At 63.6% G+C, this 21,903-nt stretch carries 20 protein-coding genes; 15 read left to right on the top strand and 5 right to left on the bottom strand.

Translation table 11 applies throughout. The features are described 5' to 3' along the window. Nucleotides 1-21: 21 nt before the first annotated feature. The gene (locus QO034_RS02080; protein ID WP_284483845.1) at nucleotides 22-1,485 is read left to right on the top strand and encodes an amidase; all 1,464 of its coding nucleotides are present in this window, start codon (nucleotides 22-24) and stop codon (nucleotides 1,483-1,485) included. Here QO034_RS02080 and QO034_RS02075 read toward each other — a convergent pair whose 3' ends face one another. Together QO034_RS02075 and secG are read right to left on the bottom strand one after the other, a co-directional pair. After that, a complete protein-coding gene (locus QO034_RS02075; RefSeq protein ID WP_284483844.1) occupies nucleotides 1,486-3,129 on the bottom strand; it encodes a CTP synthase in 1,644 nt (547 codons plus the stop codon). Between the two features lie 181 nt (nucleotides 3,130-3,310). Continuing rightward, entirely contained in the window at nucleotides 3,311-3,667 is a 357-nt protein-coding gene (gene secG, locus QO034_RS02070) for a preprotein translocase subunit SecG (protein WP_284483843.1), read from the bottom strand. A 125-nt stretch (nucleotides 3,668-3,792) separates the two neighbouring features. On the opposite strand from secG, the gene nthA reads away from it, so the two are divergent. The 7 genes from nthA (at nucleotide 3,793) to QO034_RS02035 (ending at nucleotide 9,487) form a co-directional block, all read left to right on the top strand. Next, entirely contained in the window at nucleotides 3,793-4,413 is a 621-nt protein-coding gene (nthA, locus tag QO034_RS02065) for a nitrile hydratase subunit alpha (RefSeq protein ID WP_284483842.1), read from the top strand. Then, entirely contained in the window at nucleotides 4,410-5,087 is a 678-nt protein-coding gene (nthB, locus tag QO034_RS02060; RefSeq protein WP_284483841.1) for a nitrile hydratase subunit beta, read from the top strand. Before nthA ends, nthB begins: the two co-directional genes overlap by 4 nt. Beyond that, entirely contained in the window at nucleotides 5,084-5,401 is a 318-nt protein-coding gene (locus QO034_RS02055) for a nitrile hydratase accessory protein (protein WP_284483840.1), read from the top strand. Before nthB ends, QO034_RS02055 begins: the two co-directional genes overlap by 4 nt. A 108-nt stretch (nucleotides 5,402-5,509) precedes the next feature. Then, nucleotides 5,510-6,802, top strand: a complete 1,293-nt coding sequence (locus QO034_RS02050) for an adenylosuccinate synthase (protein WP_284483839.1) — start codon at nucleotides 5,510-5,512, stop codon at nucleotides 6,800-6,802. A gap of 1 nt (nucleotide 6,803) precedes the next feature. Next, complete coding sequence (locus QO034_RS02045; RefSeq protein WP_284483838.1) at nucleotides 6,804-7,046, top strand: DUF2842 domain-containing protein; 243 nt, start codon at nucleotides 6,804-6,806, stop codon at nucleotides 7,044-7,046. Between the two features lie 443 nt (nucleotides 7,047-7,489). Beyond that, nucleotides 7,490-7,927, top strand: a complete 438-nt coding sequence (locus QO034_RS02040; RefSeq protein WP_284483837.1) for a universal stress protein — start codon at nucleotides 7,490-7,492, stop codon at nucleotides 7,925-7,927. 21 nt (nucleotides 7,928-7,948) lie between these two features. Continuing rightward, a complete protein-coding gene (locus QO034_RS02035; protein ID WP_407696712.1) occupies nucleotides 7,949-9,487 on the top strand; it encodes an alanine/glycine:cation symporter family protein in 1,539 nt (512 codons plus the stop codon). Nucleotides 9,488-9,576: 89 nt separating this feature from the next. On the opposite strand, the gene QO034_RS02030 is transcribed toward QO034_RS02035, so the two are convergent. After that, nucleotides 9,577-11,961 carry a prolipoprotein diacylglyceryl transferase gene (locus QO034_RS02030; RefSeq protein WP_284483835.1) on the bottom strand — a complete coding sequence of 795 codons (2,385 nt, stop codon included), beginning with the start codon at nucleotides 11,959-11,961 and terminating at the stop codon, nucleotides 9,577-9,579. Nucleotides 11,962-12,089: 128 nt separating this feature from the next. On the opposite strand from QO034_RS02030, the gene QO034_RS02025 reads away from it, so the two are divergent. Further along, entirely contained in the window at nucleotides 12,090-12,761 is a 672-nt protein-coding gene (locus tag QO034_RS02025) for a thiamine diphosphokinase (protein WP_284483834.1), read from the top strand. On the opposite strand, the gene QO034_RS02020 is transcribed toward QO034_RS02025, so the two are convergent. Together QO034_RS02020 and QO034_RS02015 are read right to left on the bottom strand one after the other, a co-directional pair. Continuing rightward, nucleotides 12,727-13,662 carry a DMT family transporter gene (locus QO034_RS02020; RefSeq protein ID WP_284483833.1) on the bottom strand — a complete coding sequence of 312 codons (936 nt, stop codon included), beginning with the start codon at nucleotides 13,660-13,662 and terminating at the stop codon, nucleotides 12,727-12,729. The two genes, QO034_RS02025 and QO034_RS02020, sit on opposite strands and share 35 nt — an antisense overlap. A 125-nt stretch (nucleotides 13,663-13,787) precedes the next feature. Next, entirely contained in the window at nucleotides 13,788-15,161 is a 1,374-nt protein-coding gene (locus QO034_RS02015) for an L-serine ammonia-lyase (RefSeq protein WP_284483832.1), read from the bottom strand. Nucleotides 15,162-15,471: 310 nt separating this feature from the next. On the opposite strand from QO034_RS02015, the gene rpiA reads away from it, so the two are divergent. The 6 genes from rpiA (at nucleotide 15,472) to QO034_RS01985 (ending at nucleotide 21,821) form a co-directional block, all read left to right on the top strand. After that, nucleotides 15,472-16,260, top strand: a complete 789-nt coding sequence (gene rpiA, locus QO034_RS02010) for a ribose-5-phosphate isomerase RpiA (RefSeq protein ID WP_284483831.1) — start codon at nucleotides 15,472-15,474, stop codon at nucleotides 16,258-16,260. Between the two features lie 121 nt (nucleotides 16,261-16,381). Beyond that, a complete protein-coding gene (locus QO034_RS02005) occupies nucleotides 16,382-17,851 on the top strand; it encodes an FAD-dependent oxidoreductase (RefSeq protein ID WP_284483830.1) in 1,470 nt (489 codons plus the stop codon). Nucleotides 17,852-17,934: 83 nt separating this feature from the next. Next, a complete protein-coding gene (hflK, locus tag QO034_RS02000; protein ID WP_284483829.1) occupies nucleotides 17,935-19,089 on the top strand; it encodes an FtsH protease activity modulator HflK in 1,155 nt (384 codons plus the stop codon). Beyond that, complete coding sequence (gene hflC, locus QO034_RS01995) at nucleotides 19,089-19,976, top strand: protease modulator HflC (protein ID WP_284483828.1); 888 nt, start codon at nucleotides 19,089-19,091, stop codon at nucleotides 19,974-19,976. Before hflK ends, hflC begins: the two co-directional genes overlap by 1 nt. Nucleotides 19,977-19,985: 9 nt before the next feature. Then, nucleotides 19,986-20,183, top strand: a complete 198-nt coding sequence (locus tag QO034_RS01990) for a DUF2065 domain-containing protein (RefSeq protein ID WP_284483827.1) — start codon at nucleotides 19,986-19,988, stop codon at nucleotides 20,181-20,183. Between the two features lie 216 nt (nucleotides 20,184-20,399). Continuing rightward, nucleotides 20,400-21,821: a Do family serine endopeptidase gene (locus QO034_RS01985; RefSeq protein WP_407696714.1), complete on the top strand. Its 1,422-nt coding sequence runs from the start codon at nucleotides 20,400-20,402 to the stop codon at nucleotides 21,819-21,821. The last annotated feature ends 82 nt before the right edge of the window (nucleotides 21,822-21,903 follow it).

Genomic DNA, 21,903 nt, shown 5'->3' with positions numbered 1-21,903 from the left:
CGCAGGAAGGGACGGCACCACATGAAAGACATCTATCTGAAATCCGACGCGACGGCGCTTGCCGACCTGGTGGAAAACGGCGAGGTGAGCGCCGATGAATTGCTGGATTGCGCTTTGGAGCAGGTCGCGGCGCTGAACCCCGACCTGAACGCGGTCGTGATGATGCAGGAGGACCTTGCCCGGCGGACGATCCGCGAGGGGCTGCCGGAGGGGCCGTTCAAGGGGGTGCCGTTCCTGCTCAAGGATCTCGGGGCGGAGGCGGTCGGGTTTCCCCTGAACAACGGTTCCCGCCTCTGGCGCGACAGCGAATGCGACCATGACAGCGAATTGTTCATACGGCTGCGCGCGGCGGGTCTCGTCACTTTTGGACGGACCACCTCGCCGGAACTGGGCGTCGGCCCGGTCACGGAATCGCAGGTCTACGGCGGTCCGACCCGGAACCCCTGGAACACCGGTCATACGTCGGGCGGTTCCTCCGGTGGTGCCGGGGCGGTGGTGGCGGCCGGGATCGTTCCGGCCGCGCATGGCAGCGACGGCGGCGGATCGGTGCGGATTCCGGCCTCGTCCTGCGGGCTGGTCGGTTTCAAGCCCACCCGTGCCCGTCTGCCCGCCGGTCCGGATTCCGGCGAAGGCTGGGGCGGCATGGCGATCGACGGGTTCCTGACCCGCAGCCTGCGGGACACGGCGCGGTTGCTGGATGCGGTCGATGGCCCCGATGCCGGCGCACCCTATTTTCCGCCGCCCCTTCAGGACGGTTTCGTGAAGGCCATGCAGCGCCCGCCGCAGCAGTTGCGGGTTGCGCTGTGCGCGACCACCCTGTCCGGAACGCCGGTGGACGGCGAATGCGTCACCGCGATCGAAAAGACCGGGCGTCTGCTGGAGGATCTCGGCCACAACGTCGTCCCGCTGCGCTTGCCCGAGACGCTGGATGTCGAGGCGATGATGCTGGCCTGGACCCGGATCGTTGCCTGCGGGACCGCGCTTTCGGTCCGGTCGGTGCTGAACGGCAGACCGCTGGACCCGTCGATGGTCGAAGGCGTCACCCGCGGGGCAATCGCCTATGCGGATGAGATTTCAGGGTCCGACTACTTGCAGGCGGTGAATGCCGTTCATGCCTTCGGGCGCAGGATGGCCTATCTGTTTGACGGGATCGACGTGCTGGTGACGCCGACCCTTGCCCGCCCGCCCGCGCCGGTCGGGCTGCTGAAGCCGGACAGCGAGGATTTCCTTGCTTACCGCACCGGGCCGGGCGGCGTGTTCGACTATTCGCCCTTTACCGCGATCTTCAATGCCAGCGGCCAGCCCGCGGTGTCGCTGCCGCTGCACTGGTCGGCGGACGACCTGCCGGTCGGCGTGCATCTGGCGATGCCCTTCGGCCATGACGAAAGGCTGATGGCCCTGTCCGCGCAGATCGAACAGGCCGCGCCCTGGGCCGGAAAGCAGCAGGAACTGATCGACCGGTTGGCAGGCCCCCGCGCAGGCTGATCAGACCAACCGCGAGGTTTCCTTGGCGGCCCGCACGAAATCCGCAAACAGCGGGTGCGGGTCAAAGGGTTTGGATTTCAGTTCGGGGTGGAACTGCACCCCGATGAACCACGGATGGTCAGCCCATTCGACGATTTCGGGCAGGCGGCCATCCGGCGACATGCCGGAAAACTTCAACCCGACATCTTCGAGCTTTTCCCGATACTTGATATCGACTTCATAGCGGTGACGGTGGCGTTCTTCGATATGGGTGGTGCCATACACCTCGGCGACACGGGAACCCGGTGCCAGCGTCGCGTCATAGGCGCCCAGGCGCATGGTGCCGCCCTTGTCGTCACCGAGGTTTCGTTCCACCTTGTGATTGCCCTGCACCCATTCCTTGAGGTGATACACCACCGGTTCAAACCGCTTCTTGCCGGATTCGTGGTCGAATTCCTCGGATCCGGCGGTCTTCAGCCCCGCGACGTTGCGCGCCGCCTCGATCACCGCCATCTGCATTCCGAGACAGATGCCGAGATAGGGCACCTTGCGTTCGCGCGCGAACTGGGCCGCCTTGATCTTGCCTTCCGTGCCGCGCTCGCCGAAACCGCCCGGAACCAGAATGGCGTGGAACCCTTCGAGATAGGGGGCAGGGTCCTCGTGGTCGAAGATTTCCGCATCCACCCATTCGATGCTGACCTTGACGCGGTTCGCCATGCCGCCATGGGTGAGCGCCTCGGCGATGGATTTGTAGGCGTCCTCGAGCTGGGTGTATTTGCCGACGATGGCCACCTTCACCTCACCCTCGGGGTTGTAGATGCGGTCGGCCACGTCTTCCCACCGGTCGAGGTTGGGCCTAGGCGCCGGAGTGATCTGGAACGCATCCAGCACCGCCTGGTCCAGTCCCTCGCGGTGATAGGCCAGGGGGGCTTCGTAGATCGACCGCAGGTCCTGCGCGGCGATGACCGCATCCGGGCGCACGTTGCAGAACAGGGCCAGCTTTTCGCGTTCTTTCTGCGGGATCGGTCCTTCTGACCGGCAGACAAGGATATCCGGGGCGATGCCGATGCTGCGCAATTCCTTGACGCTGTGCTGGGTCGGCTTGGTCTTCAGCTCGCCGCTGGCCCTGATGAAGGGCAAGAGCGTCAGATGCATGAAAATGCACTGTCCGCGCGGCCTGTCCTGGCTGAACTGGCGGATCGCCTCGAAGAACGGCAGACCTTCGATGTCGCCGACGGTGCCGCCGATTTCACACAGCATGAAATCGACCTCGTCCTCGCCGATGGCGATGAAATCCTTGATCTCGTTGGTGACGTGCGGAATGACCTGTATCGTCTTGCCGAGGTAGTCGCCCCGTCGTTCCTTTTCCAGCACCGTTGAATAGATGCGGCCGGAACTGACACTGTCGGTGCTGCGCGCCGCCACCCCGGTGAACCGTTCGTAGTGACCGAGGTCCAGATCGGTTTCAGCCCCGTCGTCGGTCACGAACACCTCGCCATGTTCAAAGGGGCTCATCGTGCCGGGATCGACGTTGAGATAGGGGTCGAGCTTGCGCAGGCGCACCGAAAACCCCCGCGCCTGCAGCAAGGCGCCAAGCGCGGCGGAGGCCAGTCCCTTGCCAAGAGAGGAGACAACGCCACCGGTGATGAAAATGAAACGTGCCATGGTGTCGGCTGCCCCCGTGCTTGTCGAATGCTCGTCGAATAGTTGCAGGAAACCGGTTCAGAAAAACCGGAGCATCACGGGATTTCACCCTTACAGGATTCGCGTCAGAGGCGCAAGGGAACCGCAAGATGCTGTTGCGGTTCTTTTCCATTGGTCAAGGTCTTGTGGACCAGACAGGTCGTCAGTCGGCGCGCGGCACCAGCGGCGAACCATCGCCCGGTGCCGGTGGCAGCAGGTCGGTGCCCGTGGGCAGGGCCGGTTCGCTTTCTTCCGCCGCCGGGGCCGGAACGCCCAGCCGGTCGATGACAGAGGTGCCGGACGCTTTCTGGGCCGCCAGGATCGTCAGGGTGATCGAGGTGCAGATGAATGCGATCGCCAGCAGCCAGGTCACTTTGCCAAGCGCCGTCGCCGCCGCCCGCCCGGTCATCGCACCGCCGCCGCCCATGCCCAGACCGCCGCCTTCGGAACGCTGCAGGAGCACCGCGCCGATCAGCCCGAGAGCCAGAAGTAGGTGGACGATCAGAATGACATTTTCCATGTGGACCTGCGGCGTGGAACGTTGGGAAGGACGGTATCGGGCGGTATGTAGGCAAGAATGCGGACAGGGGCAAGGCATGATCTGGGGGCTGGACGAATCCCCCGGCCTGCGTCCAAGCTTTGCCCATGCCACATGATCATCACGACCACGACCATCCCCATGCGCTGCTGCCGCCGGACCCGGCCTTGCGGGTCAAGGCATTGGAAACCATCCTGACCCGCAAGGGGTTGATCGACCCGGCCGCGCTGGACGAGATCCTCGACACCTATCAGAACCGGATCGGGCCGCAGAACGGGGCCGATGTCGTGGCCCGCGCCTGGAGCGACCCTGCCTTCCGCGATGCGCTCCTGAAAGACGCGACGGCGGTCGTGGCGGATCTTGGTTATTACGGCCGCCAGGGCGAACATATCGAAGTGGTCGAAAACACGCCGGACACCCACAACATGGTCGTCTGCACCCTGTGCAGTTGCTATCCTTGGCCGCTCCTGGGGATTCCGCCGGGCTGGTACAAGTCCGACGCCTATCGCGCCCGCGCCGTGCGCGAACCGCGCCGTGTGCTGGCCGATTTCGGGGTCACGTTGCCGGATACGACCGCCGTGCGGGTCTGGGATTCCACCGCCGAGGTGCGCTATCTCGTGCTGCCCATGCGACCAGCCGGCAGCGACGGGATGGACCGCGCTGCGCTGGCCGGGCTCGTGACCCGCGACAGCATGATCGGCACCGGCCTGCCGAGAAGCCCGGAATGACGCGGGTGCACGACATGGGCGGGCGGTTCGGCGACGGGCCGGTCGTGCCCGAACCGCAGGGGATCGCGCAGTTCGGGGCGGACTGGCACCCGCGCGCGCTGGCAGTGACGCTCGCGGCCGGGGCGCTTGGCCAGTGGAACATCGACATGTCCCGCCGCGCGCGGGAGAACCTGGCGCCGAAGGACTACGCCCGGTTTTCCTACTACGAAAAATGGATCGCCGCCCTCGCCGATCTGCTGGTGGAAACCGGAACCCTCAGCCGGGACGATCTGCGAGTCGCGGCGGATGACAGCCGCCACCCGCTGTCCGAGCGGGCACTGAAGGCCGAACGGGTTGCTTCCGTACTGGCCAGAGGAAGCCCGGCCGACCGTCCCGGCGGACCGGCGCCGGCCTTTTCGGCGGGCCAGAAGGTGCGCAGCCTGCGGCCGGCCGCCAACCGCCTGATCGAAGGCGGCCACACCCGCCTGCCGGCCTATGCCTCCGGCGCGCTCGGCACGGTTCTGCGGCTGCATGGCACGCATGTGCTGCCCGACAGCAGCGCCCACGGTCTTGGCGATGCGGCGGAACCGCTTTATGCGGTGGCGTTTCCGGCCAGCGAGCTTTGGGCCCAGCCGGAAAATCCGAACGACGAGGTGATCCTCGACCTCTGGCAATCCTACCTGGAGCCGGCATGAACGGAACACCCGAACCCGTCTTCGACGAACCCTGGCACGCGCAGCTGTTTGCGCTGACGGTGCATCTGAACGAATCCGGTCGGTTTGACTGGCCCGGCTGGGCCGCCCGGTTCTCGAAAACCCTCGCGGCGCATGGGTTGAACCGCGATCTCGATGGCGGTGACGATTATTTTCTTGCCTGGCTTGAAACGCTGGAAACCCTGCTCGCCGAAGACGGCACGGCGGATCCGCAGGATGTGGCAGGCACACGCGATGCCTGGGAGCGCGCCTACCTGAAGACCCCCCACGGTGCGCCCGTCTGCCTGGATGGCTGAACTGCGCGCGGCGCAGGAACAAGTCTGCCAATGTGAAATTGAGGTTTCGCTGCCCCGTTCCGACAGATATACGGGCGCGGGTTTCAATGCTGCAAAGAAGGACCGGATATGGCCAATGTCGTCGTGGTCGGCGCCCAGTGGGGCGACGAAGGAAAAGGCAAGATCGTGGATTGGCTCAGCGAACGGGCCGATGTGATCGCCCGGTTTCAGGGCGGCCACAATGCCGGACATACGCTGGTCATCGATGGCGAGGTCTTCAAGCTGAACGCGCTGCCATCCGGGGTCGTGCGCGGCGGCAAGCTCAGCGTGATCGGCAACGGGGTGGTGCTGGACCCCTGGCACCTGGTCAAGGAAATCGAGTCGATCCGCAATCAGGGTGTGACCATCACCCCCGAAACGCTGATGATTGCAGAAAACACCCCGCTGATCCTGCCGATCCACGGCGAACTCGACCGCGCCCGCGAAGCCGCCGTCGGTGTCGCCAAGATCGGCACGACCGGACGCGGCATCGGCCCCGCCTATGAGGACAAGGTCGGTCGCAGGTCGATCCGCGTCGCCGATTTGGCCGACGACGCCACTCTGGAACTGCGGGTGGATCGGGCGCTCGCGCATCACGATGCGCTGCGCAAGGGGCTGGGGCTCGCCCCGGTGGACCGCGCCGAGCTGATTTCCCAGTTGAAGGAGATCGCGCCCGCCCTGCTCGAATATGCGGCCCCGGTCTGGAAGATCCTGAACGAGAATCGCAAGGCCGGCAAACGCATCCTGTTCGAGGGCGCGCAGGGTGCCCTGCTGGACATCGATTTCGGGACCTATCCCTATGTCACCTCGTCGAACGTCATCGCGGGACAGGCGGCGACCGGCACCGGCATCGGGCCGGGATCCATCGATTTCGTCCTGGGCATCGTCAAGGCCTATACCACGCGCGTGGGCGAAGGCCCGTTCCCGACAGAGCTTGACGACGCCGATGGCCAGCGTCTGGGCGAACGCGGCCGGGAGTTCGGCACGGTCACGGGACGCAAAAGACGTTGCGGCTGGTTCGACGCGGTGCTGGTCCGCCAGACCTGCGCGACCAGCGGCGTCAACGGCATTTCGCTGACCAAGCTGGACGTTCTGGACGGGTTCGAGACGCTGAAAATCTGCGTTGCCTACGACCTGGATGGCAAGCGGCTGGACTATCTGCCGACCGCGGCGGATCAGCAGGCGCGGTGCACCCCGGTCTATGAAGAACTTCCGGGCTGGTCCGAAAGCACCGAAGGCGCGCGCAGCTGGGCCGATCTGCCTGCGGCGGCGATCAAATACGTGCGGCGCGTCGAAGAACTGATCGAATGCCCGGTCGCCCTGTTGTCGACCTCCCCGGAGCGTGAAGACACGATCCTTGTGACCGACCCGTTTGCCGACTGACATGAGCGAACCCAGGAAATCCGGTCTCAGCTACAAGGCTCGCCGCCGCTGGTCGCTGGTGATCCTGCTTGTGGGCCTGCCGCTCTACATCATGGTCGCCGTGACGGTGATGAACCGGATCGAACGGCCGCCGGTTCTGGTCGAGTTCCTGATCTATATCGTGCTCGGCCTGCTCTGGGCGCTGCCGTTCAGGTTCGTGTTCCGGGGGATCGGGCAGGCGGACCCGGATGCCGACGACAAGTGATCCGGACGGTATCCTTCGGATGCATCCCTGGACCTGGCGCGCTGCATGGGATCGCTCTTGCCCGCCATTTCCGATGCGGTTTTAACGCTCGATTTGAGTCTTGCAGCGCCGATTTCGAATCGCAGGTGATTCGCGCGTCCCGGACCGGTATGTCGTTATCATGCTGTTGAAAACAAAAAATAAAATGGAAGCGCCCGGTGCCGGGATCGCCTTGCGCCGCTTGCGTGAGAGTCGCAAATTTGCACTCTTCCGGCGCTTTCCCGACGGTTCTTCCGATTTTTGCCCCCGTTGATTCGGCTGCCCCCCTATAGTTGCATGTGAAAGACATCAACAACCAAGCGCGATTTTCGCGTCAGGGTGCGGCTCGCGGTCCAAATACCGGGGCGGTCTTTCCGGCCCTGGTGATGCAGGCGAATCCGCAAGCCGGCAGGAGGTATGACGCAATGACGACGAAACTGGTGGTCGGGCTGGACGGGCTCAGTTCCGGGGAAAGGGCGCTGGACTATGCCTGTTCCCTGGCCAGGCTGATCGGAGACTGCGAACTGGTCGTGGTCTACATCATAGAGTGGTCCCCCTATTCGTTCCAAACGCCAGAGGAAAACGCGGAACGCCACAAGCGCCGGGAAGAAGAGATATCGACCGCAAAGAAACGCGTCGTCGAACCCGCCGTGGAAGGGCTTGCCAAGGCCGGACTGACCGCGCGTGGCGTCGTGCGCCATGGCAACGTCGCCGATACGCTCAACGCGATCTCACAGGAACTGGGCGCGGATCAGATCGTGGTGGCCCGGTCCCGCGAAAGCAGCCTGTCCCGGCGGATATTCGGCAGTTCCACTGCCAACCTCGTGATGGAAGCCACCATTCCCGTGACCGTTGTCGGATAAAAGGAACATCTCATGAGAACCATGCAGACAAGACTTCTGTCGACCGCAGCGGCCATGGTCGTGGCCAGTTCCGCCGTGGCGCAGGACGCCATGACGCTCGATCAGAAGGTCAACGAAACTTTCGCGTCCCTGACCGGACCCTTCGTCAACCTGATCTTCGCGCCGTTTCCGGGAACGGCCTTTCCCTGGATCGTGATGTGGCTGGTCGTCGCGGCCACTATTTTCACACTCTATTTCGGATTCGTTCAGTTCCGGTTCTTCGGACATTCGATTGCGCTGGTGAAGGGCGACTATTCCGATCCCGACGACGCCGGCGAAGTCAGTCACTTCCAGGCCCTTGCAACGGCGCTGTCGGGCACTGTCGGATTGGGCAATATCGCCGGCGTGGCGGTCGCCGTCGGGATCGGCGGGCCGGGCGCGACCTTCTGGATGATCCTCGCGGGGCTTCTGGGCATGGCCTCGAAATTCACCGAATGCACGCTCGGGGTGAAATATCGAAACGAATACCCGGACGGGACCGTATCGGGCGGACCGATGTATTATATTTCCAAGGGATTCTCTGAACTTGGACTGCCCGGCGGCAAGTTCCTGGCAGTCCTGTTCTCGGTCTTTTGCATTCTCGGTGCGCTCGGCGGGGGCAACATGTTCCAGGCCAACCAGGCCCATGCGCAGATTTCCGGGATCGTCGGAGACTATCCGGGCTGGATCACCGGCATCGTGTTCGCAGCCGTTGTCTTTCTGGTCATCGTCGGAGGCGTCAAATCCATTGCGCGGGTGACGGAAAAGGTCGTGCCGTTCATGGGTATTCTCTATGTCGGCGCGGCGCTTGTCATCATCCTGGTCAACTACGACAAGATCGGCTGGGCTTTCGGTCAGATTTTCGCGGGGGCGTTCACCGGTCTCGGCGTCGCGGGCGGCATGGTCGGCGCGTTGATTCAGGGCTTCAAGCGCGCTGCCTTTTCCAACGAAGCCGGAGTCGGCTCGGCGGCGATCGCCCATTCTGCGGTCCGGACCAAGGAACCTATAACCGAAGGTTTCGTTTCCCTGCTCGAGCCGCTGATCGACACCGTCGTGATCTGCACGATGACGGCGCTGGTGATCACCATTTCGGGGCAGTTGGTCAGCGATCCGGCGACGGGCAAATATCTCCTCGACGGCGGTCACATCGCGACCGTAGATGGAAACACCGGGGTTGCCTTGACGTCTGCCGCTTTCGGATCCGCCATCGGATGGTTTCCCTATGTGCTGGCCGTCGCGGTTATTCTCTTCGCGTTCTCAACGATGATTTCCTGGTCGTACTACGGGCTGAAAGCCTGGACCTACCTGTTCGGAGAAGGCAAGACCACCGAACTGGTGTTCAAGTTGATCTTCTGCGCATTCGTCGTGATCGGCGCCGCCGCCAGCCTTGGCCCGGTAATCGACTTCTCGGACGCGGCGATTTTCGCGATGGCGGTCGTCAACATCTTCGCGCTGTATTTCCTGATGAAGATCGTGCGCAAGGAACTGGCTTCCTATAGTGAACGCCTCGCATCTGGCGAGATCAGAAAGTTCAGCCACTGACTGAGCGACGGCGGCGGGGCGAGCGTCTCGCCGGCCCGGCCGTCGTTCGGTGAAACCGGGGGCCGCGGCTGATCCTTCTTGACGGTCTTCTAGCCGCTCACATATTCGTCCGGTCGGAATCCGATGTCTCCGGACGCGGTGAAACGACCGCCGCCGGTCTTTTCTATCTTGCCGTCCCGCACCAGGCGTCCGAACGAGCGCAACCCGTCTTCGCGATTGTAGGTGGTCTTCTTGATCTGACGCACCTTGTTCATCACCTGCGGACGGGAAAACTGGGCGCGGCCTTCCACATAGACAAGGTAGGCGGCCGCGGCTTCCAGGAGTTCCGGCAGCTCGGTCGCGCCCATCTCGGCTGCAAATTCATGGAAGTTCCCGTCAATGGCTGACCCGTCCTCTGCCACTTTCTGGATTTCAGTTGCAATTCTGCGGGGGCGCACGGGGCCGCTATGGGCCGCGGCGTGGTCGATGTCCACGCGCTGATCGGCCACCAGTTGCAGGGGGGCAGGTCGGTTGTCGGAAGGCGACCGGTCCGATCCCTTGCCCGAAGCCGTTGGGCGACGCGGGCGAACCACACTTGCCAGATCGTCGCGATAGGCGTCTTCGGGCGATTTCTCCGTCATCGGGGCGGCTTCGGAGTTTTCGGCCTCGGTCGCGGCGATAGCGCCGCGCAGGTGGTTGTAGGTTTCATGGGTCGAGGCGTTTTCGGGATCCTCAAGCCTGCTGCCGACGGCGGCGAGCAGGCGATCCAGATCGGGGTCTTCGGTATCGTCGGCCTCTTTCAGGAGAGCATGGTTGTCGGTATCCGGTTCGCTGGCCGGGTTTGCATCAAGGTCGAATTCGGATCGATCGTCAGCCAGCGTGGGCCGATCCGCGTCACGTTCCGGTTTTTCCGTATCGGTGGCTTCCGGCGCCGGGACGCCCGATTCAGACAACAGGTCGGAATCCGCGGCCGCCTTCTGTTCCCGGTCGGCATCATCGAAGTCGTCGGCAGCCAGAGCCGCTTCGAAATCGCAACGCTTGAGCTTGAGAAGATGTGGCCTGAGGCCGGACTCTTCACGGGGCGCGATATTTTCGCCGGAGTCTTCAAGCGTCGGAGCGTTCTCCGTCCTGGCGTCTTGTTGCGTTGCCCTGGTCAAGAAACAACTGTCGTTGTCAGCGGGTTCTGATGCAGTTTCTTGTTCTTCGGGTTCCGGCGGTCCGAAGAAAACGGTCTCCTGCGTTCCCTCTGGCAGTCCCTCCGGTTCCGTGGTCGGCGGAGTATCGGTTTTCTGTAACGGGTTCTCAGCGAAGCCGCACTCCGAACCGCTGCGGGAAGGTTCGTCCTCTTCCAGGGCTTCAGCTTCTTCGCTGTCCGCTGACAAGGCAACCGATACCAGGCCGCCATCGCGCTCTTCAGATATCTTGTCCATGTCATCCGGCACGTCCGAGGCGAAGTCGTCCTGTGCGTATTCCAGGTCTTCCGATCTGTTGGCCAATGCCTTGTCCAAACGGTTCAGAATGTCCTGCATCGATTCTTCGGGTTCGTCCTCCGGTTCGGGCTCCGCTGTCGCCGCCGGTAGAACACCTGCTTCCTGGGTTGTCTCGTTCAGCTGATCATCCTCCGCCCCGGTCGGCGGGGCATACTCTGGTTCGGACAATGTCATCCCGGTCGCGAATACGTCATCCTGCGGGATCGGCCTCACGTTCTCTGCAACGACATCGTCGCTGTCTTCGGTCGCAACCGTCGTCTTTGTCGGCAAGGACATTTCGCTGCGCGAGACCACGGCACGGATGCGTGCAAGTTTGGCGGCTATGCCCTCGACTTCGGCGGCGGGCGGCTCATAAGGTTCAGCTTCGGGGATTTCACCGTCTTCGCGGGCCATGGCCTCGGCCAAGGAAGGGCCGCGTGTCGTTTCGTCGATGACGGCCTCGGTTTCCTCGTCGTCGTTCGAATCGAATGCGGCGAGTTCAAAGGGGTGTTCCTCCGGAACGTCAATTTCCGCCACGTCTTCGCAGGCCTGTTCCGGGGTTTCCGCCTCCGTATTCTGCGCGGTATCCGAAGGGTCTGGATCGTCCCACGTCATGGACCCGTCGGCCGCCAAAGCGACGCTTTCTGCGTTCATTGCCGTGGCTGGGGGCGCCGCCGGTTCCTGGGACAGGTCCGTTTGCGGGACAGGGTCCGCTGTAACCGTGCCATCGGCCCGCTCCGCGGCCTTGTCCGGTTCCCTATCCCGCGCCTCATTCGCGCGCAGGACAAATCCGCCACCATCCAGACGGTGCGCTTCGACCTTGCGGGAAATCTCGCGTTGTGCGATCCGGGTCAGCATCTCGGCATCCGGAACCGGCGGTTCGGCGCCGAAATAGCGGTCATCCGATGCCAGGTCGCGGAAATATTCCGCGATTGCCTTCATGGTGTCAAAAGAGTCGTCGAACCCTTCGAGCGTGCAGGAAAACGTGCCATAGGAGACGGTGAGAATCTTGTTGTTCTGAATCATCGCTTTTTCATCCTCACATGGGTCGCGCCATCACCTGACACGCCGGTCGCCGGACGGATCCCTGCGGGCAGACGCGTCGAATCGACATCAGATTGTGGTTTCTTTGCAAAGACGCCATTAACGCCACCATGGAAAATGCGATAATTTGTTCGGATCGGCCGGTCACGCTCGTGGGCAGCGGCCCGCTTGGGCCACTGGATCTCGATCTGGCGCTGGAACGCGCGCCCGTTCTGGTCGCCGCCGACGGCGGGGCGATGCATGCGCTCAGCGCGGGCCACATGCCCCGCGCCGTGATCGGAGACATGGACAGCCTGGATGACCTTGCCCGCGCCCGCTTTCCCGCCGATCGGATTTTCCGCATCGCGGAGCAAGACAGCACCGATTTCGACAAGTCGGTGCGCAGCATTCAAAGCCCGGTGATACTTGCGGTCGGGTTTCTTGGCGGGCGCATCGACCACCAGCTCGCGGCCTTCAACACGCTGGTTCGCCACGCATCGCGCGTCTGCCTGCTGATCGGTCAGGAAGAGGTGATCTTTCACCTTCCGCCGGCCCTGACGCTGGACCTCGCGGATGGGGACGGTTTTTCTCTGTTTCCGATGCGACCCGTCACAGGCTCTTCGGTCGGGTTGCGCTGGCCCATCGACGGGCTGGACCTGGCCCCCGACCGGCGGATCGCGACGTCCAACCGCGCCACCGGCACGGTTCAGCTGCGCCTTGACGGACCGGGCGCCCTGGCGATGGTTCCAAGAACGGCCCTGGATGCGGTCATGCGGGGGTTTGCAGCGATTTCGCCCGACTAGCCCGCGCGATGCTGCGCGCCACCGACCGTTCGCGCATCACGATGTAAAGTCCGGCAGCGACCGTGATGCAGATGCCGATCCCGGCCAGCGTATTGGGAAGGTCATTGAAGATCATCCACCCTATCGCCGTGGCGACGGGGATTTCGAGATACTGCATCGGGGCCAGGGTGGCGGCGGGGGCATAGCGTAACGACCAGGTCATCAAAAGATGCGCCCCGGTGCCGAGGATCCCGATGCCCAGCAACAGCGACCATTCATAGGCGTTCGGCGCGATCACCGACAGTGGCGCGATTCCCAGGGCGTCGCCGATCAGGACGACCGGCGCCAGGAACAGGGCCGCCATGACGCCGCTCACCGCCTGCAGTCCGATGGGGTCGGTTTCCCGCGCGATCTGGCGGGTGACGAGAATGAAGACCGAAAAGGTGATTGCCACCGCCAGCGGCAGCAGAGCGGGCCAGCCGACTTCCGCGAAACTTGGCTGAATCACCAGGAGTGTGCCGATGAACCCGACGATGCAGGCCCAGAGCCGCCTGGCCCCGACTTCCTCGCCCAGTATGTATTTTCCGAGAAGCAGCATGATGAAAGGCATCACGAAGGCGATTGCGACGGCATCGGCAAGGGGCAGGTATTTCAGCGCGGTGAACATCGCCCCGATCCCGAAAATGTGCAGCGCCGTGCGCAGTATCACCAGCCAAAGCACCCGTCCGCGCATGCGCCACAGGCGGTGGCCGAATATCACGATCGGCAGCAGGATCAGCCCCTGTACTGCGAAACGCACCAGCAGCAATTGCCCCAGCGGCACCGAAGCGCCAAGCAGCTTGGCAACGGCATCGCCGACCGGGGCGACAACGCAAAAACCAAGCATGAGCAGAATGCCCAGAACGGGCCGGTCGGTGGACATGAAAAAACGCTAGCGCCTGGCGCAAATGATGCAAGAAAAGGTTTGACTGACCCGGCGTAAGTTTGCTGCAAAGCCGATGAATTGCGTGTCGACGCGGACCCGCGCCGTCAAACAGGCCTATAGGATCAGCAGTTTGGCACGTTGACCGCCAATCCGCCGAGCGATGTCTCCTTGTATTTCGCGCTCATGTCCTGACCGGTCTGACGCATCGTCTCGATGCAGGCGTCCAGCGGCACAAGGTGGGTGCCGTCCCCGCGCAGTGCGAGGCTCGCGGCGCTGACCGCCTTGATCGCGCCCAGCCCGTTGCGTTCGATGCACGGCACCTGCACGAGGCCGCGGACAGGGTCGCAGGTCATGCCCAGATGGTGTTCCAGCGCGATTTCGGCCGCGTTCTCGACTTGCTCCGGAGTGCCGCCCATCACCGCGCAGAGCCCGGCCGCGGCCATCGCGGCGGCGCTGCCGACCTCGGCCTGGCAGCCGGCTTCGGCACCCGAGATCGAGGCGTTGAACTTGACCAACCCGCCAATCGCCGCGGCCGTCAGCAGGAAATCCTCCACATGCGCGGTCGATGCGCCCGGCACATGATCGAGGTAGTATCGCAGGGTCGCCGGCAGCACCCCGGCGGCCCCGTTGGTCGGTGCCGTCACGACCTGCCCGCCGGCGGCGTTCTCTTCGTTGACCGCCATGGCGTAGACGCTCATCCAGTCGTTGATCGTATGCGGCGCGGTCAGGTTCATGCCGCGTTCCGCAATCAGTGTGTCGTGAATGGCCTTGGCGCGGCGCTTGACCATCAGGCCGCCCGGCAGGATGCCTTCGCTGGCAAGCCCCCGGTCGATGCAGTCGTTCATGACCTGCCAGATTCGCGCGGTTCCGCCGGTCAATCGGGCCGTTCCGCCGCGCGACACCTCATTGGCCCGCTTCATCGCCGCAATGGATTTTCCGCTTTCCGACGCCATCCGGAGCATTTCGGCGGCGGATTTGAACGGGTAGGGGACCGGCGCGCCCTCCTGGGTGGCCTTGCCCGCGGCCAGTTCTTCCTCGGTCATGACGAAGCCGCCGCCGATTGAATAATAGACCTGTTGCAGCACCACGTCGCCCTGCGCGTCGGTGGCCATCAGTTCCATGCCGTTGGCATGGCCCGGCAGCGCGCGGTCGTAGTCGAACACCAGATCCGTGGCCGGGTTGAACCGCAGCGGCGCCAGTCCTTCGGGCGACAGGACATGAGTCGATCTGATTTCTGCCAGCGCCTTGGCGGCGGCGTCGGCGTCATAGGTGTCGGGATGAAACCCGGCCAGACCCAGAATGGTGGCGCGGTCGGTGGCATGGCCGACGCCGGTAAAGGCGAGGCTGCCATGAAGCGATGCCCGCACGCCTGCGAAGTCGAAGGGAGATGCCCGCATGAGATCGAGAAACCGGGCCGCGGCGACCATCGGCCCCATCGTGTGCGATGACGACGGGCCGATGCCGACCTTGAACATGTCGAAAACGGAAAGAAACATCTAGGAGGCCAATTCTTCGGATAGAGAGGGTGAACAGGGCGCGGTCATGCGAGCGGTTCTACAGCGGCTTGCAGGGTTCTGCAGCAGCGGAAAGCGACGTTTTCAGCGGATTTCCGGTCGCCCGGCAAGAAATCGCGACCCGTGCATCCGCTGTTTGCTTTCAAATGCAACCATGACCCGGACCGAACGCTCCGACCGGGCCGGGCGACAGGAACGCGAGCGCACCGTTCGCGGTTTTCCGTCCATTCCCCTCTCGCCCAAGGGAGACATCTTTCCTATAAGGGCGCGATTCAGCACCGGAGTTGCCGCCATGACCGCAGAACTGTCGCCCATCGATACAGCCAAGCTGGTCGCCGCCAGACGTGCGGCGGAGTTCGTCACGGATGGGATGCGCGTGGGGCTGGGAACCGGCAGCACCGCCGCCTTTCTGGTCGAACGCCTGGGCGAGAGGGTGCGCGAGGACGGGCTGAAGATCCGGGGTGTACCGACATCGAACCGCACCGCCGATCTGGCGCGGCAGGTGGGAATCGAGGTGATCACGCTGGATGAAGCCGGATGGCTCGACGTGACCATCGACGGGACCGATGAATTCGACAGCGATCTCAACCTGATAAAAGGCGGCGGCGGGGCTCTGCTGCAGGAAAAGATCGTGGCCACGGCGTCGGATCAGATGATCGTCATCGCCGACGCCGCAAAGCAGGTCGAAACGCTCGGCGCCTTTCCCCTCCCGGTCGAAGTCATCCCCTTCGGCTGGCAGACCACGCGGTCGCTGATCGAGGAAACCCTCGTCACGATGGACGTTCTCGGCCGCGGCACGTCGCTTCGGATGGCGGGAGACGCGCCCTTTCGGACCGACGAAGGCAACCATATCCTCGATCTGGATCTCAAGCGCATCGGCAACGCGCGCCAGCTCGCCATGGTTCTGAACCAGATTCCCGGAGTGGTGGAAAACGGGCTTTTCATCGACATCTGCGACGTCGTGGTGATCGGCCATGGAGACGGGCGGGTCGAACTGCGCGACATCAACGCCGGCACGGTCAGGAAGCAGAAGATCGACCTGGCGGAGACGGGCGGCCTTTTCACCGACACCGCCGATTGACGCGCGCCGCGCGTGTTCCGGCCATCGAGCGGTTCCGCCCAGACGGCTTTTTCGCCGGGAAGCTCTGGTTTTTCAACGAACCTCGTGACATATCCCCATGCACACCTGCAAGGAGACACCGATGACCGACTTCGACTATGATCTGTTCGTGATCGGCGGTGGGTCAGGGGGCGTGCGCGCCGCAAGAGTGGCGGCGGCGGAAACCGGCGCCAGGGTCGCGCTGGCCGAAGAGGACCGCTATGGCGGCACCTGCGTGATCCGGGGCTGCGTGCCCAAGAAGCTGATGGTATTCGCCTCGGGCTATGGCGCGATGGCGCAAGAGGCCCGCGCCTACGGCTGGGACATCCAGGACGGGTCGTTCGACTGGGCCGGTTTTCGCGACACGCTGAATGCCGAACTGGACCGGCTTGAAGGCATCTACCGCTCCCTGTTGAAGAATTCCGGTGTTGATACCTTCGATGCCCGTGCCGCGGTGAAGGACGCGCACACGGTCGCCCTGGCGTCTGGCGAGGAATTCACCGCGAAGCACATCCTGATCGCGACCGGCGGCCATCCGGTGCGCCCGGACATGCCGAACGCCGATCTGGGCATCGTGTCCGATGACATCTTTCACCTGGAAAGCCTGCCGAAATCGATCCTGATCATCGGCGGCGGCTATATCGCCTGCGAATTCGCCTGCATCCTGAACGGGTTGGGGGTCGATGTGACGCAGTATTACCGCGGCGCCCAGATCCTGCGCGGCTTTGACGACGAAGCGCGGGGTCTCGTGGCCGAAGCGATGCGGGAACAGGGGATCGACCTGCACCTGGGCACGAACATCATGGAAATGACCCGCGCGGATGCGGATCATGCGCTCAGCCATGCCGGCACGGAGTCCGATGCCGCGATGGGCGCGCCGGTGCGGGATCAGCCCGTGACATCACCGAAGGGTGATCCCGGGAAGGATCACGGCCCGATCTGGGTGAAATCGACGAATGGCACGGAAAAGGTGTTCGACATGGTGCTGTTCGCCACCGGTCGCGACCCCAATGCACGCGACATGGGGCTTGAAGACGTCGGGGTGAAAATCGGCCGGCGCGGGGAAATCGAGGTGGACGATTACAGCCAGACGGCGATTCCGTCGATCTATGCCATCGGCGACGTGACGAACCGGGTCAACCTGACGCCGGTGGCGATCCGCGAAGGCATGGCCTTCGTGGAAACCGTATTCAAGGGCAATCCGACGCCGGTGGATCACGACCTGATCCCCAGCGCCATCTTCACCCAACCCGAAATGGGCACGGTCGGGCTGAGCGAGGAAGCGGCCCGCGACCAGGAACCGGTCGAAGTCTACTGCACCAGTTTCCGACCGATGCAATCGGCTTTTGCCGGCCGCCCGGACCGGGTTCTCATGAAGCTCGTGGTCAGTCAGGCGAACCGCAAGGTGCTGGGCTGCCATATCGTGGCGCCCAATGCGGGCGAGTTGATTCAATTGGCGGGGATTGCGATCAAGATGGGCGCAACCAAGGAGGATTTCGACCGGACCGTGGCGGTTCACCCCACGATGTCCGAAGAGATCGTCACGATGAAGACGCCGATGCGAAAAGCCTGACGCGTTCAGTCTTGAATAATTCGAACGCGCGTACAGGTAAGAGGCAACGCTGCGGATCGCGGCATAAGAAGGGAAAAGACGACATGGCGGGCAACAGCGGTGGCCCCTGGGGGGGCGGAGGCTCTTCCGGCGGGGGCGACGACGACGGCAGAAACGGCGGCGGCAAGAACGGTGGCGGCCGCAGACCTGGCGGCGAAGGCCCGCAGATTCCGGAAATCGACGACCTGGTGAAGAAAGGCCAGGAACAGTTGCGCGTCCTGATGGGCGGCCGCGGCGGTGCTGGCCAGGGCGGCGGCTCGGGCGGGCGCGGCTCGGGCGGCGGCGGACCGATGTTCACCCGTGGAACGCTTGGCCTCGCGGTACTCGCGGGCGCGGTTCTCTGGGCCATGGCGAGCTTTTACACGGTCAAGCCCGAAGAGCAGTCCGTCGAATTGTTCCTGGGCGAGTTTTCCGCCATCGGTGAGCCGGGCCTGAACTTTGCGCCCTGGCCGTTCGTCACGGCGGAAGTGATCCCCGTCACCCGCGAACAGACCGAGGACATGGGCGGTGCCCGGGGCGGCAATGACGGCCTGATGCTGACCGGCGACGAAAACGTCGTCGATATCGATTACCAGGTGGTCTGGAATATCAACGACCCGGCCAAGTATCTCTTCAACCTCGCCGACCCGCGCCAGACGATCCAGGCCGTATCGGAATCGGCGATGCGCGAGATCATCGCGCAATCCGAACTGGCCCCGATCCTGAACCGGGACCGCGGCATTATCGGCGATCGCCTTCAGGACCTGATCCAGACGACGCTGGACAGCTACGAAAGCGGCGTGAACATCATCCGCGTGAACTTTGACAAGGCCGACCCGCCGCAAAAGGTGATCGACGCCTTCCGCGACGTCCAGGCCGCGGCACAGGAACGCGACCGGTTGCAGAACGTCGCCGACGCCTACGCAAACCGCGTTCTCGCGGAGGCGCGCGGTGAAGCGGCGCAGACGCTGGAAGAGGCCGAAGGCTATCGCGCCCGTGTGGTCAACGAAGCCCAGGGTGAGGCCAGCCGTTTCGGCGCGGTCCTCTCGGAATACGAGAAAGCGCCGGAAGTGACCCGCAAGCGTCTTTACCTCGAAACCATGGAACAGGTGCTCGGGGGCATAGACAAGATCATCATCGACAAAGATTCAGGCGGTCAGGGCGTCGTGCCATATCTGCCTCTGAACGAACTGAGACGCGGCGCCGGAGGAACGAACTGATGCGGAAAACGACTTTTCTTCTGCCGATCCTTGTGATCGCCGTGGCCGGACTCCTGTCCTCGATCTTCATCGTGGATGAACGCGAAAAGGCGCTCGTTCTGCAATTTGGCCGCGTCGTGGCGGTCAAGGAAGACCCCGGACTGGCGTTCAAGATCCCGCTGATCCAGGAAGTCGTGCGCTATGACGACCGGATCCTGTCCCGCGATGTCGAACCTCTCGAAGTCACGCCGCTGGACGATCGCCGCCTGGTCGTCGATGCCTTCGCGCGCTACCGGATCACCGATGTGAACCAGTTCCGGCAGGCCGTCGGTGTCGGCGGGATCGCGACCGCCGAAAACCGTCTGGATTCGATCCTTCGGGCCGAAACCCGCGAAGTGCTCGGTTCTGTCAGTTCCAAGGATATCCTGAGTTCGGACCGCGCGGCCTTGATGCTGCGCATCCGCAATGCGGCGATTGCCGAGGCGCGCGCCCTCGGGATCGACATCATCGACGTGCGCCTGAAAGCGACCGACCTGCCGACGCAGAACCTGGAAGCCACCTTCGAACGGATGCGCGCAGAGCGTGAACGCGAGGCGACGGACGAACGCGCCCGCGGTAACGAAGCCGCGCAGCGGGTGCGGGCCCAGGCGGACAGAACTGTCGTGGAACTGGTGTCCGAAGCGCAGCGGGAAGCTGAAATCATTCGTGGTGAAGCCGATGCGCTGCGCAACAACATCTTCGCTGAAGCCTTTGGAAAGGATGAAGAATTCTTTGAATTCTACCGCTCTCTCACCGCCTATCAGCGGGCGCTCCAGGGCAGCAATTCTTCGATGGTGATGAGCCCGGATTCGGATTTCTTCAACTATCTCCGCTCGCCGGACGGAACGCCGTCGCAGCCGCGGCAGTAGCCCGTCGTCATGGGGCTGATCTTTCTGGCCCTCGGGCTGGTGCTGATCGTGGAGGGGCTGGTCTGGGTGCTGGCCCCTTCGATGATTGAACAGATGCTGGAAATGCTGCGCAACCTGCCGCATCAGGCGCGGCGCCAGATCGGCCTTCTGGCGATTGTCAGCGGCCTGATTCTGCTCTGGATCGCGCATGGCCTGAACGTGCTCTGATGCGCGGTTCCGCGATGCGCATGTTCCGCGGGGCTTTCACATACGCTTGAAACACTGCAACAGTGTTGGCTGCGCAGGGCAAAGCCCCTACATTGAAGCAAGGGTGCGCATCGGGCCAGAGCAGTGCCCGGCCCGGCACAGCAACAAGGAGATGGCAACGTGCAGCCAAAGGCAATCGCAGTTTCAAAAGACCGTTCGCTCAAGCCACGGGATCGGATGCGTCTGATCTGGCTTGGCGTGCTGACGATGGTTCTTGTTATGGCGCAGGCGCTCATGGCGCAGGCCCGCCCCGAAAGCCTTGCTCCGCTTGCCGAGAAGATCAGCCCGTCGGTGGTCAACATCACGACCTCCACCATGGTCGAAGGCCGGTCCGGGCTGCAAGGGATCGTGCCGGAAGGATCCCCGTTCGAAGATTTCTTCCGCGAATTCCAGGACCGCAACAACGGCGAAGGACAGCGCCCGCGCCGGTCCTCCGCGCTCGGTTCGGGCTTCGTGATTTCGGAAGACGGTTACGTCGTGACCAACAACCACGTCATCGACGGCGCCGACGAGATCCTGGTGGAATTCTTTTCCGGCGACGAACTGCCGGCCACCGTCGTGGGGACCGATCCGAACACCGACATTGCGCTGCTCAAGGTCGAACCGGAAGAACCGCTGCCCTTCGTCAGCTTCGGCGACAGCGATCTGGCGCGTGTCGGAGACTGGGTGATCGCGATGGGCAACCCGCTCGGACAGGGTTTTTCCGTGTCTGCCGGTATCGTTTCGGCGCGCAACCGCGCCTTGTCGGGCACCTATGATGACTACATCCAGACCGACGCGGCGATCAACCGCGGCAATTCCGGCGGCCCCCTGTTCAACATGGACGGAGAAGTCGTCGGCGTGAACACGGCGATCCTGTCGCCCAATGGCGGGTCCATCGGTATCGGGTTTTCGATGGCGTCCAATGTCGTGACCCGCGTGGTCGACCAGTTGAAGGAATTCGGCGAAACGCGGCGCGGTTGGCTGGGCGTGCGCATTCAGGACGTGACCGAGGACGTGGCGGAAGCCATGGGTCTGGAAGAGGCCGCCGGTGCCCTGGTGACGGATGTGCCGGATGGTCCCGCCAAGGATGCCGGATTGCTGTCCGGCGACGTGATCATCGGCTTTGACGGCGTCGACGTCGCGGATACGCGGGCGCTTGTGCGTCAGGTCGGAAACACCGCTGTCGGCAAGGCCGTGCGGGTCGTGGTCTATCGCGAAGGCGCAACCCAGACGGTTCTCGTGACGCTCGGCCGCCGGGAGGAAGCCGAAGGCGCGGTTCCTGCGGCGATGCAGGACCAGCCGGGCGACGATGTGCAGGAAAAGACCGTTCTGGGAATGACGTTGAGCATTCTGACCGACGAGATGCGGCGGGAACTGGGCGTGCCGGACAATCAGAACGGCCTTGCGGTGCTGGACGTGGACGAAGCGTCGGAAGCGTTTGAAAAAGGCTTGCGCGCGGGGGATGTGATCACCGAAGCGGGCCAGCAGAAAGTCGGCTCGCTGGACGAACTGGATGATCGGATTGCCGAAGCGAAGGAGGCCGGGCGGAAATCGCTCTTGCTGCTCGTGCGGCGCGCGGGCGATCCGCGGTTCGTCGCGCTCAGCCTGACCGACTGACCGGCAACTGTCGGGGGGGGCATGTGACCAAGCCGCCCCTTTTCCGGGTTGTGACAAAAAAAGAGAGCCATGTGCCAAAGCA

Origin of the sequence: Sedimentitalea xiamensis, from assembly GCF_030164465.1 — a bacterium.
Classification (GTDB): domain Bacteria; phylum Pseudomonadota; class Alphaproteobacteria; order Rhodobacterales; family Rhodobacteraceae; genus Sedimentitalea; species Sedimentitalea xiamensis.
This window is presented reverse-complemented; position numbering and strand designations above follow the sequence as displayed.

What these genes read in the sequence shown, in the direction of transcription:
- QO034_RS02080 (WP_284483845.1), top strand. Translation starts at nt 22, where the DNA reads ATGAAAGACATCTATCTGAAATCCGACGCGACGGCGCTTGCCGACCTG.
- QO034_RS02075 (WP_284483844.1), bottom strand. Translation starts at nt 3,129, where the DNA reads ATGGCACGTTTCATTTTCATCACCGGTGGCGTTGTCTCCTCTCTTGGC.
- secG (WP_284483843.1), bottom strand. Translation starts at nt 3,667, where the DNA reads ATGGAAAATGTCATTCTGATCGTCCACCTACTTCTGGCTCTCGGGCTG.
- nthA (WP_284483842.1), top strand. Translation starts at nt 3,793, where the DNA reads ATGCCACATGATCATCACGACCACGACCATCCCCATGCGCTGCTGCCG.
- nthB (WP_284483841.1), top strand. Translation starts at nt 4,410, where the DNA reads ATGACGCGGGTGCACGACATGGGCGGGCGGTTCGGCGACGGGCCGGTC.
- QO034_RS02055 (WP_284483840.1), top strand. Translation starts at nt 5,084, where the DNA reads ATGAACGGAACACCCGAACCCGTCTTCGACGAACCCTGGCACGCGCAG.
- QO034_RS02050 (WP_284483839.1), top strand. Translation starts at nt 5,510, where the DNA reads ATGGCCAATGTCGTCGTGGTCGGCGCCCAGTGGGGCGACGAAGGAAAA.
- QO034_RS02045 (WP_284483838.1), top strand. Translation starts at nt 6,804, where the DNA reads ATGAGCGAACCCAGGAAATCCGGTCTCAGCTACAAGGCTCGCCGCCGC.
- QO034_RS02040 (WP_284483837.1), top strand. Translation starts at nt 7,490, where the DNA reads ATGACGACGAAACTGGTGGTCGGGCTGGACGGGCTCAGTTCCGGGGAA.
- QO034_RS02035 (WP_407696712.1), top strand. Translation starts at nt 7,949, where the DNA reads ATGCAGACAAGACTTCTGTCGACCGCAGCGGCCATGGTCGTGGCCAGT.
- QO034_RS02030 (WP_284483835.1), bottom strand. Translation starts at nt 11,961, where the DNA reads ATGATTCAGAACAACAAGATTCTCACCGTCTCCTATGGCACGTTTTCC.
- QO034_RS02025 (WP_284483834.1), top strand. Translation starts at nt 12,090, where the DNA reads ATGGAAAATGCGATAATTTGTTCGGATCGGCCGGTCACGCTCGTGGGC.
- QO034_RS02020 (WP_284483833.1), bottom strand. Translation starts at nt 13,662, where the DNA reads ATGTCCACCGACCGGCCCGTTCTGGGCATTCTGCTCATGCTTGGTTTT.
- QO034_RS02015 (WP_284483832.1), bottom strand. Translation starts at nt 15,161, where the DNA reads ATGTTTCTTTCCGTTTTCGACATGTTCAAGGTCGGCATCGGCCCGTCG.
- rpiA (WP_284483831.1), top strand. Translation starts at nt 15,472, where the DNA reads ATGACCGCAGAACTGTCGCCCATCGATACAGCCAAGCTGGTCGCCGCC.
- QO034_RS02005 (WP_284483830.1), top strand. Translation starts at nt 16,382, where the DNA reads ATGACCGACTTCGACTATGATCTGTTCGTGATCGGCGGTGGGTCAGGG.
- hflK (WP_284483829.1), top strand. Translation starts at nt 17,935, where the DNA reads ATGGCGGGCAACAGCGGTGGCCCCTGGGGGGGCGGAGGCTCTTCCGGC.
- hflC (WP_284483828.1), top strand. Translation starts at nt 19,089, where the DNA reads ATGCGGAAAACGACTTTTCTTCTGCCGATCCTTGTGATCGCCGTGGCC.
- QO034_RS01990 (WP_284483827.1), top strand. Translation starts at nt 19,986, where the DNA reads ATGGGGCTGATCTTTCTGGCCCTCGGGCTGGTGCTGATCGTGGAGGGG.
- QO034_RS01985 (WP_407696714.1), top strand. Translation starts at nt 20,400, where the DNA reads ATGCGTCTGATCTGGCTTGGCGTGCTGACGATGGTTCTTGTTATGGCG.